The 16,973-nt window shown below is 66.3% G+C and carries 10 protein-coding genes and 1 pseudogene; 5 read left to right on the forward strand and 6 right to left on the reverse strand.

Features of this window, described 5'->3' with window-relative positions:
• Window positions 1-65: 65 nt before the first annotated feature.
• Window positions 66-1,130 (reverse strand): GGDEF domain-containing protein, encoded by a 1,065-nt coding sequence (locus AC07VL_RS21905; RefSeq protein ID WP_494807719.1) that lies wholly within the window; start codon window positions 1,128-1,130, stop codon window positions 66-68.
• A gap of 320 nt (window positions 1,131-1,450) precedes the next feature.
• On the opposite strand from AC07VL_RS21905, the gene AC07VL_RS21910 reads away from it, so the two are divergent.
• Entirely contained in the window at window positions 1,451-3,076 is a 1,626-nt protein-coding gene (locus AC07VL_RS21910) for a response regulator (RefSeq protein WP_494807720.1), read from the forward strand.
• Window positions 3,077-3,157: 81 nt separating this feature from the next.
• Window positions 3,158-4,177 (forward strand): cyanobactin maturation protease PatG family protein, encoded by a 1,020-nt coding sequence (locus tag AC07VL_RS21915; protein WP_494807721.1) that lies wholly within the window; start codon window positions 3,158-3,160, stop codon window positions 4,175-4,177.
• 213 nt (window positions 4,178-4,390) lie between these two features.
• On the opposite strand, the gene AC07VL_RS21920 is transcribed toward AC07VL_RS21915, so the two are convergent.
• The 3 genes and pseudogenes from AC07VL_RS21920 to AC07VL_RS21930 form a co-directional block, all read right to left on the reverse strand.
• A complete protein-coding gene (locus AC07VL_RS21920) occupies window positions 4,391-5,041 on the reverse strand; it encodes a TetR/AcrR family transcriptional regulator (protein ID WP_494807722.1) in 651 nt (216 codons plus the stop codon).
• Window positions 5,042-5,052: 11 nt separating this feature from the next.
• On the reverse strand, window positions 5,053-7,488 hold the full coding sequence (locus AC07VL_RS21925) for a membrane-bound PQQ-dependent dehydrogenase, glucose/quinate/shikimate family (RefSeq protein WP_494807723.1): 2,436 nt from the start codon (window positions 7,486-7,488) through the stop codon (window positions 5,053-5,055).
• 326 nt (window positions 7,489-7,814) lie between these two features.
• Window positions 7,815-8,875: pseudogene (locus tag AC07VL_RS21930) on the reverse strand (NAD(P)-dependent alcohol dehydrogenase).
• Between the two features lie 178 nt (window positions 8,876-9,053).
• Between AC07VL_RS21930 and AC07VL_RS21935 the strand changes: the two are divergent.
• Complete coding sequence (locus AC07VL_RS21935; protein ID WP_494807724.1) at window positions 9,054-10,019, forward strand: AraC family transcriptional regulator; 966 nt, start codon at window positions 9,054-9,056, stop codon at window positions 10,017-10,019.
• Here the strand turns inward: AC07VL_RS21935 and AC07VL_RS21940 are convergent.
• The gene (locus AC07VL_RS21940; protein ID WP_494807725.1) at window positions 10,001-13,573 is read right to left on the reverse strand and encodes a hydantoinase B/oxoprolinase family protein; all 3,573 of its coding nucleotides are present in this window, start codon (window positions 13,571-13,573) and stop codon (window positions 10,001-10,003) included. The two genes, AC07VL_RS21935 and AC07VL_RS21940, sit on opposite strands and share 19 nt — an antisense overlap.
• A 132-nt stretch (window positions 13,574-13,705) precedes the next feature.
• Here AC07VL_RS21940 and AC07VL_RS21945 point away from each other — a divergent pair, with 132 nt between their 5' ends.
• On the forward strand, window positions 13,706-15,250 hold the full coding sequence (locus tag AC07VL_RS21945) for an NAD(P)H-hydrate dehydratase (protein ID WP_494807726.1): 1,545 nt from the start codon (window positions 13,706-13,708) through the stop codon (window positions 15,248-15,250).
• Between the two features lie 147 nt (window positions 15,251-15,397).
• Here AC07VL_RS21945 and AC07VL_RS21950 read toward each other — a convergent pair whose 3' ends face one another.
• Window positions 15,398-16,150 (reverse strand): ABC transporter ATP-binding protein, encoded by a 753-nt coding sequence (locus tag AC07VL_RS21950; protein ID WP_494807727.1) that lies wholly within the window; start codon window positions 16,148-16,150, stop codon window positions 15,398-15,400.
• On the opposite strand from AC07VL_RS21950, the gene AC07VL_RS21955 reads away from it, so the two are divergent.
• Window positions 16,149-16,838, forward strand: coding sequence for an arylesterase (locus AC07VL_RS21955; RefSeq protein WP_494807728.1), 690 nt, complete (start codon window positions 16,149-16,151; stop codon window positions 16,836-16,838). The genes AC07VL_RS21950 and AC07VL_RS21955 overlap by 2 nt on opposite strands.
• Window positions 16,839-16,973: the final 135 nt, after the last annotated feature.

Genomic DNA, 16,973 nt, shown 5'->3' on the forward strand with positions numbered 1-16,973 from the left:
TTTGCGGCCATGTTGCCCGTGGAACGGGCAGTTTTTGCCAACTTGCAACAAGCTGCGCCGGATCGTCAGGCGATCACGTAGCGGTTCTTGCCCTGGCGCTTGGCCAGGTACAGCGCCTCGTCGGCCAGGCGGTAGCTGTGGCCCAGCTCCCTGCCCCGGTCCAGTTCCGCCACGCCCACGCTGATCGAGACGAACTGCACGGCCAGGAAGCCCTGACTGACGGCCTCGACCAGGCTGCCGGCAAAGGCGCGCACCTGTTCGCGGCTGCCCGCGTAGACGATGCCGAACTCCTCGCCGCCCAGGCGGCCGCACAGGTGGCCCTGCGCCTTGTCGGCGATGATGGCCGCCGTGCGCACGAGCACGTCGTCGCCCGCGTCGTGCCCCTGCTGGTCGTTGATGGTCTTGAAATCGTCGATATCGATCATCAGGAAATACAGGCTGCCACCCTGGGACGCGCCATGCATCTGCTGGGCCCGCTGGGTGAACATGCGGCGGTTGTTCAGGCCCGTCAGGCCATCCTGGAAGGCCAGCCGCGTCAATTCCACCCGGGAGTGATAATTGCGCAAGCGCAATAAACTGAAGCTCACGTTCAGCGCCAGGCCGAACAGCACGCTGACGACGATCATCAGCGGCACCCACGATGCGTCGGGCAGGCCTGCGTTGACGGGATAAAGGCCGTGGCCCACGTTCCACCACACGCCCGCCACCACGGCCAGGTAGCTGAGGCCGCCATTGAAGATGGAGGCGATGGCCAGGGTCATGAAGACGCCCACGGGCAAGACCCAGAAGCTGGCATGGTGGACGGCGTCGGCCATGGTGCGCAGGCCGAAGGTCAGCGCCAGCACGGCGCAGGCGCCCGTGACGGTCAGCACGGGCAAGGTGGTGCAGCGGTAGCGCGCCACCAGGCTCATCAACATGCCCGCCAGCGCCAGCCAGGCGTGCGTCAGGTTCGGATGGTAGGCGGGCGGCATCAGCAGCCAGGTCAGGCTGAAGGCGACGATGCCCAGCAGCTGCGTGACGAGGCCGACGCGGTGCAGTTCCGCAAAATACGTGTGCTGCTGTTCGCTGTTGCCGCCAAACGCGAGGGGGACGGCGACGCGCCGCAGGGTAGAGAAATCTGGAAAACGCATGGCGGGTTCGACACAATAGTGAGACGCGGCGCCCGGTGCAGCCTTGCGCAAGCCTGGCCACCAGATAGCGCGGCAATCAACATTAGTTGTATTTAGGATACTATCATGCAAGTGAACTATCTGTGCGGGAATGTGGCGGCCACGGCCGATTTGCCGGCCTGTGCCCCGATGAAATACAACGCCGCCCTGCCCTGCGTTCAATAGCTTGCATTTTGCTGGCAGTGTCGGGCGGCTTTGCAGTATGCTGATAAAAACAATTCTGCCAGGCACCGACAAGAATGGCGCCGCGGATGACCGCACAGATGAACGAGAGCTGAACAATGCCAGAAACTAGCGACTTATCTGTCCTGATCGTCGACCCGAACCCCAGCATGCGGGGCAATCTGCACAATATGCTGAACCAGGCAGCCATCACCAAGGTGGAATATGCCGTCAATGCCGGCACGGCCATCCGCCTGCTGACGAAAAAACCGTTCGACATCATCCTGTGCGAATACGACCTTGGTAGTGGCACGGACGGCCAGGACGGCCAGCAGCTGCTGGAAGACTTGCGCCACCACAAACTGATCGGCCTGTGGACCATCTTCATCATGCTGACGTCCGAAGCCATCCACAGCAAGGTGATCAGCGCGGCCGAACTGGCGCCGTCCGACTACATATTAAAACCGTTTACGGTCGACGTGCTGAGCGGGCGCATCGCGCGCGCCATCGAGCGGCGCGCCATCTTCCTGCCCACCTACCAGCTGATCGACAAGGGCGACCTGCGCGAAGCCGTGAAAAGCTGCCGCGCGGGCGAACTGCAGCATCCGCGCCTGGCGCCCGACTTTGCCCGCCTGCGCGCCGAGCTGCACCTGACGCTGGGCGAGTGGCGCGAAGCGGAACAGATCTACGCCGACACCCTGGCCACGCGGCCCATGGCCTGGGCCCACCTGGGACTGGCGCGCACGCTGTTCGAGCAGCAGCGCCACGAAGAGGCGCAGGAGGCGCTGCTGGAACTGGTCGAGCAGAATCCCCGCTTCATGGCCGCCTACGACTTGCTGGCAAGAAACCATGAAGCCATGGGCCAGCAGCTGCAGGCGAAGAAGATCCTCGAGGACGCCGTGGCCATTTCGCCGCACATGGTGCGCCGCCTGCGCCACCTGGGCGGCATCGCGTTTGACACGGGCGATATCGGCGCGGCCGAACGGGCCTACAAGCAGGTGGTGACGAAAGCCAAATATTCGGAATTCCGCGACCCGGAAGACCACGTCAACCTGCTCAAAACGCTGGTCAAGAAGGGCGATGCGCCGCAGGCGAGCGGCGTGCTGCGCGACATGGAGCGCTCGCTGCGGGGCGGCGCCAACGTGGAAGCGTGCCGCGCCATCTCGGCCGCCATGCTGCATGAACTGTCGGGCAACGACATCGCCGCCGCCAGCGAACTGCAGCTGGCCGCCGCCGCCCTCGACGGCGCGCGGGGCCTGTCGACGCAGCTGAAGGTGGGCCTCGTGCAAAGCTGCCTGAAAAACAACCTGGAGCAGGCCGCGTCGGACGTCATGATGAAGCTCGTCAACGAAGCGGACAGCGACGTGACCATGGAAGCGGCCGTGGACGTGTTTGAAAAGGCGGGCCGCCATGACCTGGCGCAAGGCATGGGCCAGCAGATCACGAACCAGGTGCAGGAACTGATGCAGGATGCGGCCAGCAAGTCGGAAAGCGGCGAATTCAAGGGCGCCGTCTTCGTGCTGCGCCAGGCCCTGCGCAAGACGCCGGGCAACCTGCCTGTGCTGTTCGCCTCCGTCGACGCCATCTTGCGCCAACTCAACATGTTGGGCTGGGAAGCGCCGCTGGCCGAACAGGCGCAGCACCAGATGCAGGTGATCCGCAAGATCGACCCCAAGCATCCGAAGCTGGAGTCGCTCCGGCAGCAGTATGCGGCCACGCAGCACAAGTATGGTATTGCGACCTGACTGCTGCCCTTGACTACGCCATAGCCGTGCAGGACATGTAGCTTGCCTGGCGCCCGTTTTCGGCTCTATTGATGGAAAAACATGACGAACGATGAGCAGGGAACGCCGGACGACAGCGCCTGTATGGATGGCGCGCCGAAGGCCGGCCAGGGCCTTGCGGCACACGCCCAGACGCCGGTGAGAGGGGAAGCGCCCCCGGTGCCGGCATCGGGCGTCGATTCAGGCAAGCAAGGCGGCATCGCCGCCCCGGTCGCGGGCGATTGGCAGCCATCCGACAAGTCGCTGATATTTGCGACTGGCAAGATTGGCTATGACTTCGGCACCCAGGCCCGCATGGATCATTTTATCCAGTCGATGGAGATGGATCAAAGCCCGTTCAATGCCGGGGAATTGCTTGATTTCCTCGCAAAACGCGAAGCCGAAACGCGCATGCTGATTTGGACCTTGAATATCGATATGACGCAGGTGTACGCGATTGAACCAGGCGAACCATTCGCCCGCGATACTTATGCGCTGCTCACCAGAGCACTGGAAGGCCAGCTGAAGGGTGACGGCAGCACCGCTTCTATCGCGCGCGCTTCCATCCCTGGCTATTTGACGAAATCGGTGCGGCTGTACTCGGGCCGAGTGGTGCCGGTCGTGTCGGCGCTGGCGTGCGGGTTGCATTACCATGATGTCGATAAGGTGATAGGGGACGCGGTCAAGGTAGCGGGCGCCAACCTGCCCCCTGAGCGGGTGGCCAAATTGCGCAGCGGCCTGCGCGGATTCCTGAACCAGCTCGACTACCATGTGCGCAACATGGGCATGTGGTCATCCGACCGCGCCGTCAATTTCGTCGCCCTCAATGCCGTGACGGTCAAGACGTTCGCACAAGATCTGCTTGCCGACAGTAGCGGCGGCATCCGGCAGCTGGACCGAATCACCGTCGAGAAAAGCCCCTCGTGCCGCCCGGATTCCGATTACTGGGACGTCAAACTGGCTTTCGTTGATCCAGAAAACTACCGCCGTGCCATGCGTATCGTCTGCTACACCATCGACGTCAGCGATGTCATTCCCGTCATGATAGGCGAGCCGAAGTCGTGGGACACAAGTAAGGTCTGACAGGCGAGCCATTCTTGCCGATCAAGGTTGAGCGCCTGAGCTTAGGCGCGATTGACACGCCAGCCTTGGGTCGCAGGCAGCTGCATACGGCAGCGAGCGACAGGATGGCGGGCGGCTTGCTGGCAGGACGATGCTCTTGCTGAAGCAGTGATGCACGATGGGCGCCTGTTCCCTGTCACTGCTCGCCTTCCGGCGTCGCCATAGGTCGGGCAACTATTGTCGGATGACCGCCCTGCGCTCCACCCGTGCCACCACCAATTCAATCAGCTCCGCGATCAGGGGCCGGAACGCAGCGGCGCTGCCGCCCTGCCCCAGCATGACGGTGCGCGTGGTCAGGTGCGAGAAAACGGCGTCGAAGAGGATCTGCGGCAGGTTGGACAAGGACGTGTCGGGCGCGATGCGGCCCTGGGCGCGCTGCTGCTCCAGCAGGCGCAGGATCAAGGCGTGCCACACTTGCGGGCCGTGCTCGTACCAGGTCTGGCCCACGGCCGGCACGGCGGCGGCGCCCGTGACGACGAGGCGGTAAAAGTCCACGTGGCGGGGGCTGGTGACGACGGCCACCAGTTCATCGAGGATCAATTGCAAGCCCTGCTCCAGGCCGACTTGCGACGTATCGAGCTGGCGCAGCGCGATGATGAAATCGGCGCACAGGTATTCGACCACGGCCACCAGCAGCTCCTGCTTGCTGCCGAAGTAGCGGTAGGCCGTGGCTTTCGAGCCGCCCGCCGCCGCCACGATAGCGTCCATGCTGACGCCATCGTAGCCGGAGGCGAGGAAGAGGTCCGCCGCCGCCACCAGCAGCTTGCGCCGCCGCTCCTCGCTTCGGGTCGTCGGGGAAGCGGGAACGGTGCGCAACTGGGGCATGAAGCAAACTCTTACGGTGTCGTGGGAAGCGCGTATGCTATCACGTAATCTCCCCGGTCCGGGCTCTGGCGGGCGCCGCCCGCGACCACCACGACGTACTGGCGGCCCGACTTGGGCGACACATAGGTCATCGGCGTGCCTTGCGAGCCGACGGGCAGGCGCGCCTTCCACACTTCATGGCCCGTGGCGATATCCATGGCGCGCAGGTAGTAATCCTGCGTGCCCGCATAAAACACCAGGCCCGATGCCGTGCTCACGCCGCCGCCCAGGGTCGGCATGCCCAGCGGGATGGGCAGGCGCGCGCGCATGCCGTTGATGACGGCGTCCTGCACCGTGCCGGCCGGACGTTCCCACACTTTCTTCTGCGTCTTGAGGTCGATGGCGGCAAACACGCCCCAGGGCGGGCTTTGACAGGGTATGCCCAGCGGCGAATTGAAGGCTTTGTGGTCGATGACAAAGGGCGTGCCATCCATGGGATAGGTGCTGCCCACGCCGTGGCCCGACGTCAGCTTGGCCACGTCCACCGTCTCGCGCGGCACCAGCTTGACCACTTGCGGCATGCGGATATCGTTGACGAACATATAGCCATTGCTTTCATCGACGGCCGCCCCGCCCCAGTTGAAGCCGCCGTAGTAGCCCGGATAGATCAGGGTTTCACGGGTAGCAGGCGCCGTGAACTCGCCCTGGTAATTGAGCTTGCGGAAGCGGATGCGGCAGGCCAGCTGGTCGAAGAAGGTGGCGCCCCACATGTCGCGCTCCGTCAGGGTCTCCGCGCCCAGGGCCGGCATGCCGGTGGAGTATGGCTGCGTTTTTGCCACCCAGTCGCCGGCCGCGTGCTCCTGCGGCACGGGTTTTTCCACCACGTTGGCGATGGGCTTGCCCGTGCGGCGGTCCAGCATGAAGATCTGGCCACGCTTGGTCAGCTGCACCAGCGCGGGAATCGTGCCGCCCTTGCCGTCCGGGACGTCATACAGGGCCGGCTGGGCGGCCACGTCGTAGTCCCAGATGTCGTGGTGGACGGTCTGGAAGGTCCAGCGCTCGCGGCCCGTGGCCATGTCGAGGGCGACGATGGCCGACGAGTATTTCTCCGTCAGCGGCGGGCGCTTGCCGCCCCAGAAGTCGGGCTGCTCGTTCCCCAGCGGCAGGTAGACCAGGCCCAGGGCATTGTCGACGGCGGGCGTGGACCACATGTTCGGCGTGCTGCGCGTGTACGTCTGCCCTTCCGGCGGCAGCTTGGTGATGGCCGGATTGCCCAGGTCCCAGGCCCACACCAGCTCTCCCGTGTCGGCGCTGTAGGCGCGCACGACGCCGGACGGCTCGTCGACGGAGCGGCCGTCAAAGACCCAGCCGCCGAGGATGATCAGGTTGCGCGCGATGGTCGGCGCCGACGTGTAGGCGTAGTACGGCACGTTGGCGCGCACCTTGCCCAGGCCCGTCATCAGGTCGACGGAACCCTGGTCGCCGAAGCCCTCGCACAGCTTGCCCGTCTGCGCATCGATCTCGATCAGGCGCGCATCCATGGTCACTTGCACGATGCGTTTGGCGCACACGCCCGCCTGCGGCGCGCCGGCCGCCTGCATGCCTTCGAAACGGAACGGCTTTGCCACCGCGGCCGGCTCGTAGTAGCCGACGCCGCGGCAGCGGTTCCACGTCTTGGTGTTGGCGGGACGCGAATCGTAGCTCCAGCGCTCCTTGCCCGTGTCCGCGTCGAGCGCGACGACCTTGCTCGTCGGCGTGCACGTGTAGACGGTGTCGCCGATCTGCAGCGGCGTGTTCTGCGATTCCGACGCGCCTTCGGCCAGCTCGCCCGTACGGTAGCTCCACGCCACCTGCAGCTGGCCGACGTTCCGCTTGTCGATCTGCGTGTACGGGGCGAAGCGCGTGCCGTGCGGCCCATAGCCATAATGCGCCCAGTTGGCGCTGCCGTCATTGACGGCCGTCACGGCATCCTGCTGCGGCTGCACGGTGGCTTCCAGCACGCCGTGCGGCTTGAACATGGAAGCGAAACCGGCCGCCAGCACGACGGCGAACAGCGCGGCGAAACCGCGCGACTGCCCCGGACGCGCATTGCGCGCCTGTCCCTGCAGCCACGGATGCACGAGAGCCGCCACGAGGCCAATGACGAGCAATGGCGCCAGGCGCGGCACCATGGGCCAGAAGGCGAAGCCGATTTCCCACACGGCCCAGATCAGGGTGCCGACGACCAGCACGGCGACGACGGCGCTGGCCAGCCGCTTGCGGCGCAGGTACAGCACGCCGGCGAGGAGCAGGCCGAGACCGGCCAGCAGGTAATACCAGGAACCGCCGAGGGTAATGAGTTCGATGCCGCCGGCCGCCAGGGCCAGGCCGGAACATCCCAGGAAAATCCCGAAAACCGCCAGGGCAATGCGCTTGCCCCTGGAGACGGGCGGGATCGCCGCCGTTCCATTCTTTGTTGTAGTGTCCATTTTTTATCCAAGACGCCTCCCCTGCCCAGGCACGGGGATGGCTGATTGTTCAAATCTACGTAGTGAAACTGTACTGTACGGTTTCATTTTATGCCGATTTTTGACGCAAGGAAAGAAAAATTGACGCAGAAGCTTGATTTTGGGATGGGATGGGACGGGAAGATACGGTGGCGGAGGCGCTGTTCAGGCTTTGGCTTTGGCTTTGGAGCAAGCGCCGCCGGAACGCCCGAAAAATGCCCAGGGCTAGGCGCCGCGTCGAAGACAGTACGAATAGTACGGCGAGACGCGGCAACAACGCCCTGGGCTTTTTCTCGGGTGTTCCCCTGTTATTCCGCGAGCGACGCCATGTCGATGACGAAGCGATAGCGCACATCGCTCTTGACCACGCGCTCGAATGCCTCGTTGATATCCTGGATGCGGATGATCTCGATGTCGGAGACGATATTGTGCTTGCCACAGAAATCGAGCATTTCCTGGGTTTCCTTGATCGAGCCGATCATGGAGCCGGACAGGCTGCGGCGCGCGCCCACCAGGCCGAAGGCGCTCACGGGCGGCACGGCGCCGTCCGGGATGCCGACGATGACCATGTTGCCGTCCACTTTCAGCAGGTTGATGTACTGGTTCCAGTCGATGGCCGCGCCCACGGTGCAGATGATCAGATCAAACGTGCCAGCCAGCTTGCTGAACGTTTCCGCGTCGTTGGTGGCGTAGTAATGGTCGGCGCCCAGGCGCAGGCCGTCTTCGCGCTTCGACAGGGTCTGGCTCAGCACCGTCACTTCGGCGCCCATGGCATGGGCGATCTTCACGCCCATGTGGCCCAGGCCACCCATGCCCAGGATGGCGACCTGCTTGCCAGGGCCGGCTTTCCAGTGGTTCAGCGGCGAGTACAGGGTGATGCCGGCGCACAGCAGCGGCGCGGCGGCGTCCAGCGGCAGGTTGTCGGGAATCGACAGCACATAGCCTTCCTTGACGACGATGCTGTCCGAGTAGCCGCCCTGCGTGGCCGTCTTGCCGTCCGCTTCCAGGCCGTTGTAGGTCTGGATCAGGCCTGGCATGTACTGTTCCAGGTCCACGTTGCGCGTCTTGCAGGTGGTGCAGGAATCGACGAAGCAGCCCACGCCCACGTGGTCGCCCACCTTGAACTTGGTCACATTGGCGCCGACGGCCGTGACGACGCCGGCGATTTCATGGCCGGGCACCATGGGGAAGGCAGCGCCGCCCCATTCGTCGCGCGCCTGGTGGATGTCGGAATGGCACACGCCGCAGTATCGCAGTATTTGATCGAGATGGCCACGTCGTCGGCGCGCGGGGCGCGGCGCTCGAACGTGAACGGTTGCAGTGCGGAAGTCGGGCCGAATGCGGCGTAGCCTTTGGCGATGGTGGTCATGAAAACTCCTGTATCTGTAATGTGTAACGAGGGGGGACGCGTGCCGTGCATGCGATTGCCCAAGTGTGCCCCAGATGCCGCGCCGCCGTTACCGCGATCCTGCAAGACCTTTGCACGATCCTCCAAATCTGCGTAAGATCAGCCCCTGCCCTTCCTCGCCTCACGCATACTGACCTCCATGTCCACACCAATTCCCCCGCAAGATGAAATCGCCGCCCTGATCAGCCGCCACGCGCCCCGCAACGGCGACTACGCGACGGCCATCGGCAACCTGACCTTCCACCGCCAGTCCTCCGTCACGGAATCGCTGTTCCACGCGGCGCGTCCCAGCGTGGCGCTGATCGCGCAAGGGGGCAAGCAGGTCACCCTGGGCACGGAAACCTTCCACTACAGCCGCATGCAGTACCTGCTCACATCCGTCGACCTGCCGGTGCAGGTGCGCGTGGTGGAGGCGAGCGAGGCGGCGCCGCACCTGTGCGTGGTGCTGGGCATCGACATCGCCGACGTGGCGGCGCTGCTCGACAGCGAAAGCGCCAGCGGCGCAGCTGGCGCGGCGCAGCAGAAAATCCTGCCCGCCACGCGCGGCATTTCCGTCAGTGATGTCTCCCCAGACCTGCTCGACGCCATGCTGCGCCTCGTGCGCCTGCTCGACAAGCCGGACGACATCGCCGCGCTGGCGCCCCTGATCCGCCGCGAACTGACCTACCGCCTGCTGAACGGGCCCGTGGGGGCGCGCCTACGCCACATGGCCCTGGCCAGCAGCCAGTCGCACCAGGTGGGCCAGGCCATCGACTGGATCAAGCAGCATTACGCCCAGCCCCTGCGCATCGAGCACCTGGCCGGCATGGCGAACATGAGCATGTCCTCGCTGCACCACCACTTCAAGGCGATTACCGCCATGACGCCGATGCAGTACCAGAAGCTGCTGCGCCTGCAGGAAGCGCGGCGGCTGATGCTGGTCGAGCAGATCGACGCCGGCACGGCCGGCTACCGCGTCGGCTACGCCAGCGAATCGCAGTTCAGCCGCGAATACAGCCGCCAGTTCGGCCGCGCGCCCATGCGCGACGTGGGCCAGGTGAGGGCGCAGCTGAGCGGCGCCGGTGCCGGCGCCAGTGCTGACCTGGCCTATTCCGTCTTGCCGTAGCCGCCACCGCCCGGCGTTTCAATCACGAACACGTCGCCCGCCTGCATGTCGGTCTTGCCGATATGCGCCAGGTGCTCCACCGTGCCGTCCACGCGCTCGACGTAGTTGCACCCCAGCGCGCCCGCCTCGCCGCCGTCCATGCCGAACGGGGGAATGATGCGGTTGTTCGACAGGATGGCCGCCGTCATCGGTTCCAGAAAGCGCATCCGGCGCACGCCGCCATTGCCGCCATGCCAGCGCCCCGCGCCACCGGAACCCGCGCGGATGCCGTAGCTGTCCAGGCGCACGGGGAAGCGCCATTCCAGAATTTCCGGGTCCGTCAGGCGCGAATTGGTCATATTGGTCTGCACTACGTCCGTGCCATGGAAACCGGGGCCGGCGCCCGAGCCGCCCGAAATCGTCTCGTAATACTGGTATTTGGCGCTGCCGAAGGTGAAATTGTTCATCGTGCCCTGCGAGGCGGCCATGGCGCCCAGCGCGCCGTACAGGGCGTTGGTGATGCAGGTCGACGTTTCCACGTTGCCCGAGACGACGGACGCGGGAAAGCGGGGGTTGAGCATGGAGCCGGGTGGGATGATCACCGTCAAAGGCTTCAGGCAGCCCGCGTTCAGGGGAATGTCGTCGTCGACGAGGGTACGGAACACGTACAGCACGGCCGCCATGCAGACGGCGGACGGCGCGTTGAAATTGTTCGGCAGCTGGGCGGACGTGCCCGTGAAGTCGATGACGGCGCTGCGCCGCGCCGCGTCGACCCTGATCGCCACCTGGATCTGCGCGCCGTTGTCCAGGTTCAGCGCGTAGCTGCCATCCTTCAGCGTGGTGATGACCCTGCGCACGGCTTCCTCGGCATTGTCCTGCACGTGGCCCATGTAGGCTTGCACGACAGGCAAACCGAAATGCGCGACCATGTTATGCAGTTCTTCGGCCCCCTTCTGGTTGGCCGCCACCTGGGCCCGCAGGTCGGCCAGGTTTTGCCGGGGATTGCGCGCCGGCCAGCTGGCGCCCGCCAGCAGGGCCAGGGTGTCGTCTTCGCGCAGCAAACCGGTGGCACCGTCGACCAGCTTGAAATTGTCGATCAGGACGCCCTCTTCCTCGATGCGCGTGGAATCGGGCGGCATGGAGCCGGGCGTGGTGCCGCCGATGTCCGCGTGGTGGCCGCGCGAACCCACGTAGAACAGGATGGCGGCGCCCGCTTCGTCAAACACAGGCGAAATGACAGTCACGTCGGGCAGATGCGTGCCGCCGTGATACGGGTCGTTCAGCATGAAGACGTCGCCGGGCCGCATGCTGCCGGCATTGCGCGTCATGACGGTGCGGATGCTCTCGCCCATGGAACCGAGGTGCACGGGCATGTGCGGCGCGTTGGCGATCAGCTGGCCCTGGGCGTCGAAGATGGCGCAGCTGAAGTCCAGGCGCTCCTTGATGTTGACGGAATGGGCCGTATTCTGCAGGCGCAAGCCCATCTGCTCGGCGATCGACATGAACAGGTTATTGAAAATTTCCAGCATCACGGGGTCGGCATTCGTCCCGATGGCGACACGCTCCGGCACGGCGACGACCTTGCGCAAGATCAAATGGCCGTGCGCCGTCACTTCCGCGCGCCAGCCCGGCTCGATGACGGTGGTGGCGTTGGCATCGCTGACGATGGCCGGGCCGTCGAGTATATCGCCGGGGCGCAGGCTGTCCGCCCCATACAGGCCGCTGTCGCGCCAGGCGCCGGCGCAGTACATGGCCACCGTCGCCTCGGGCGCCAGCGCGCCCATGCGCGCCGCGTAAGCCGGTGCGGCAGGCTGCGGCGCGTCGGACGCGCCGATGGCTTCCACGGAAATGGCTTCGACGATCAGGGCGCGCGCCGGCATCAGGAAGGAAAAGCGTTTTTTATACGCCGCTTCGAACTGCGCCTGCATGCCTGCGGCCGTATCGGACAGCACGACGAGGGCCGTATCCGTGCCTTCGTAGCGCAGGTGCACGCGCGACACGAGGGCGATGCGCTCCCGTTCCACGCCCTGGCGCAGCAAGTCGCCCTGCGCCAGTTCGCCCAGCTGCGCGAAATCGGCGGCCAGGTCCGCGCCCAGCGCCGCCTCGATGGCCCGCTCGCGCATGGCGCTCTGGTCTGCCAGGCCCATGCCGTAGGCCGACATCACGCCCGCCAGGCTGTGGATGAACACCGTGCGCATGCCCAGCGCATCGGCCACGAGGCAGGCATGTTGGCCGCCCGCGCCGCCAAAGCTGGTCAAGGTATAGTCGGTGACGTCGTGACCGCGCTGCACGGAAATCTGCTTGATGGCGTTGGCCATATTGCCCACGGCGATGGCGACATAGCCTTCGGCCACCTGCTCCGCCGTGCTCCCCACCGTGCGCGCCAGCGCTTCGAACTGGGCGCGCACCGTGGCCGCATCCAGCGCTTCATTGGCGTCCGGGCCGAAGACGCGGGGGAAGAAGGCGGGCTGCAGCTTGCCCAGCATGACGTTGCAGTCGGTGACGGCCAGCGGGCCGCCGCGCCGGTAGCTGGCGGGGCCAGGATTGGCGCCCGCGCTGTCCGGCCCCACCCTGTAGCGGGCGCCGTCGAAATGCAGGATGGAGCCGCCGCCCGCCGCCACCGTGTGGATGCTCATCATGGGCGCGCGCATGCGCACGCCGGCGATCTGCGTCTCGAAGACGCGCTCGAACTCGCCCGCGTAGTGCGACACGTCCGTCGAGGTGCCGCCCATGTCGAAGCCGATGACCTTGTCGAAGCCGGCCAGCGCGCTGGCGCGCACCATACCGACGATGCCGCCGGCGGGGCCGGACAAAATGCTGTCCTTGCCCTGGAAGGCGCGCGCATCCGTCAGGCCGCCGTTCGACTGCATGAATTGCAGGTGCACGCCGGGCAGCTCCATCGCCAGCTGGTCGACGTAGCGGCGCAGGATGGGCGACAGATAGGCGTCGACGACGGTGGTGTCGCCGCGCGCCACCAGTTTCATCATGGGGCTGACCTCGTGCGACACGGACACCTGCGTAAAGCCCACCTCGCGCGCCAGCTGCGCCAGCCGCGCCTCGTGCGCGTGATGGCGGTAGCCGTGCATCAGGACGATGGCGATGGCGCGCAGGCCGCGCGCATGGGCCTGTTCCAGCGCGGCGCGCGCGGCCGCCTCGTCGAGTGCCAGCACCACCTCGCCGTGGGCGCCCAGGCGTTCATCGATCTCGATCACATCGCCATACAGCAGTTCCGGCAGGATGATCTGGCGCGCGAACAGCTGCGGGCGGTTCTGGTAGGCGATGCGCAGCGCGTCGCGGAAGCCCCGCGTAATGGCCAGCACGGTGGGCTCGCCCTTGCGTTCGAGCAGCGCGTTCGTCGCCACCGTCGTGCCCATCTTGATGGCGCCCACCCGTTCCACGGGCAGGGGCGCGCCGGGCGCAAGGCCCATCAGCTGGCGCATGCCGGCCAGGGCCGCGTCGCGGTACTGGCCCGGATTCTCCGACAGCAGCTTGTGCGTGGCCAGGCTGCCGTCAGGGCGGCGCGCCACGATGTCCGTAAAGGTGCCGCCCCGGTCGATCCAGAATTGCCAGTCCATCGTCCTGCCCCCGCGCTTATGTGAGATGGCTATTGTAGCCGCCAAACAGGGACCCGTTTCAGGCGTGCGCGCCTTGCCTTTCGCCCGCTTCGGCCTTATGTTGAAGACATGCTGACTAACGGAACACGCTCCATGACCCTGATAGACTCTGCAACACCGCTGTACGCCATCGCCGAACTGCGCGCCATCGAACAAGCCGCCATGCGCGACCTGCCGCAAGGGCTGCTGATGCAGCGCGCCGGCCAGGCCGCCGCCAGCGCCGCCCTGAAACTGCTGCACCGCCAGGACGACGGCGATGGCGCGGGCCACCGCCGCGTGCTGGTGCTGGCCGGCCCCGGCGACAATGGCGGTGACGCGCTGGAAGCGGCTGCCCACCTGGCCGGCAGCGGCCTCGAAGTGCTCGTCTGGCTGGCGCCCGAGGCGCGCGCCACCTCGCCCGAGCGGGAACTGGCGCTCGCCCGCGCCCGCGGCAGCGCCGCGCGCTTCATCGAGGCCGACACCAGCATGGCCTCGGCGGCGGTCGGCGCCGCGCCGTGGGACCTCGTGATCGACGGCCTGTTCGGCATCGGCGCCTCGCGCCCGCTGGACGGCGAATGCCGCGAGGTAGTCCAACTGGTGAACCAGCTGGACTGCCCCGTGCTGGCGCTCGACGTGCCCAGCGGCCTGCACGCGGACACGGGCGCCGTCGACGGCGTGGCCATCCGCGCCACGCACACGCTCACCTTCATCGGCGACAAGCCGGGCCTGCACACGGCAAATGGGCGCGATTACGCGGGCGAGGTGGAAGTGGCAAGCCTGGCCATCGACCCGTCCCTGCTGCCCCCGGCGAAGGCGCAGCTGAACGGCCTGCACCTGTTCGCGCGCCAGTTGCAGCCGCGCCGGCAGAATACGCACAAGGGCAGCTACGGCAGCGTGGCCGTCATCGGCGGCGCGCACGGCATGGCGGGCGCGCCCATCCTGTCGGCCCGCACGGCCCTGCATGCGGGCGCCGGGCGCGTGTACATCGCCTTTCCCGACGCGCCGCCCCCGTTCGACAGCGGCCAGCCGGAGCTGATGTGCCGCCGCGCCCAGGACGTGGATTTCTCGGGCCTGCACTTTGCCGCGCTGGTGGCGGGGCCGGGCCTGGGCGACGACGCCGATACGGTGGAACTGCTGCAGCGGGCGTTCGAGAGCGACAGCCCCCTGCTGCTGGACGCCGACGCGCTGAACCTGATGGCGGCCGAGCCGGAGCTGCAGTCGGCGCTGGCCACGCGCACGGGGGCCGGGGCGACGATACTGACGCCGCATCCGCTGGAAGCGGCGCGCCTGCTGGACCTGACGGTGGCCGAGGTGCAGGCCGACCGCCCGGGCGCGGCGCGCCAGCTGGCCGCGCAGCTGGGCGTCATCGTCGTCCTGAAAGGCTCGGGCACGGTCATCGCCGCGCCCGATGGCGGCATCGTCATCAACAACACGGGCGGCCCCGCCCTGGCCACGGCCGGCACGGGCGACGTGCTGGCGGGCCTGTGCGGCAGCCTGCTGGCGCAGGGCTGGCCGGAATGGGAAGCGGCGCTTGGCGCCGTGTGGCTGCATGGCGCGGCCGCCGATGCGCTGGTGGCGGCAGGCAGCGGCCCCATCGGCCTGACGGCGGGCGAACTGATCCCCGCGATCCGCAAGTTGATCAATGCCTTGTCGGTGTAATAACGACGTATTACAAGGAATGTCACGACGCCTGACAGTACCGTAGCAAGCGTCAGTGATTTGTGGCCGAGAAGCGCAACTGTGCTCTGGCACAGTGAGCATCGCCGGCCGCAAAGCGCGACGCGCGGTAGGTAATGTCAGGTGTATCTAGATCAGGCGGCCCGCCGCAATCGTAATGGTGCGTCCGCAGCGGGCCGCGATCGAGCTGTCATGCGTGACCAGCACGAGGGTCGAACCGCGCTCGCGGTTCAGCTCGAACATCAGCTGGATCACGGCCTCGCCGGTGGCGGCATCCAGGCTGCCCGTCGGCTCGTCGGCAAACAGCAAAGGCGGCTCCGTGACGAACGCGCGGGCCAGCGCCACGCGCTGCTGCTCGCCGCCGGACAGGTATTTCGGGTAGTGCTTCAAACGGCTGCCCAGGTTGACTCGCCCCAGCATGGCTTGCGCCTTTTCCTTCGCCTGCGGGTCGCCGCGCAGTTCCAGCGGCAGCATGACGTTTTCCAGCGCCGTCAGGTGGGCCAGCAGCTGGAAGGACTGGAAGACGAAGCCCAGTTTTTCCTTGCGGAAACCGGCGCGGCCATCTTCGTCGAGGGCGAAGATATCCGTGCCGTCAAGCATGACCTTGCCTTCGCTGGGCGTGTCCAGTCCCGCCAGCAAGCCCAGCAAGGTGGACTTGCCGGAACCGGAGGCGCCGACGATGGCCAGCGTCTCGGCCGTTTGCACGGTAAAATCGACGCGGTGCAGGATGGTCAGCTCGCCATCGGCATCGGGGACGCGCTTGGCCAACTGGACCACTTCGATGGCTGGCCGGGCATTTTGGCTGTTGGCTGCGGCGGGCCGCTGGGCCGCCGCGTCAGACGGGAGGAAACTGGTGGAAGTCGCTTTAGGGAATTCGGGCATGCTGATCTATCTTAAGAAATTACGTGAACAAATAAGTGTCAAGGGCGGCAATCCGTCGCGGCGGCGCGCCTTGGCCTTGCTTCCTGCGGCAGCCCTGCTCATGGTGTCAGGCATGACGAACGCCTATTCTGCACCAAAAACGCTGCTGGTGCTCGGCGACAGCCTCTCGGCCGAATATGGGCTGGCGCGGGGCACGGGCTGGGTGGCGCTGCTGGAACGGCGGCTGCAGGCGCAAAAGAACGACACGCGCATCGTCAACGCCAGCATCAGCGGCGAGACGACGAGCGGCGGCCGCGCCCGCCTGCCCGCGCTGCTGGCGAAACACCATCCCGACGTCGTGCTGATCGAACTGGGCGCCAACGACGGCTTGCGCGGCCTGCAGCTGGCCGCCACCGAGGCGAACCTGCGCGCCATGGGCGAGGCGTCGAAAAAGGGAGGCGCGCAGGTGGTGCTGGTGGGCATGCGCATGCCGCCCAACTATGGCCGCGACTATGGCGACAAATTCCATGCCATCTACGGCAAGCTGGCCAGGGAATGGAAGGCGCCGCTGGTGCCCTTCATGTTCGAAGGCATCGCCGACCAGCCACAGCTGTTCCAGGCCGACCGCATGCACCCGAATGCGCAGGCGCATCCGGCAATCTTGAACAACATCTGGCCGCGCCTGGCGCCGTTGCTGGGGGCCAAGTAAGCCGGCTCAGATGCTCGCTCAATTTTCACCCCGAAGGCCGGGTTGCCGGGGGCGGTCCCTGAGGGGCAATACGCTCCAATGGAAGGTATTGCGACCGCGAAGCGGCCGCCCTCCCCCCCAGTCTTGCGCCCTTGG

This window comes from Janthinobacterium sp. GW821-FHT03C08 (genome assembly GCF_059420905.1).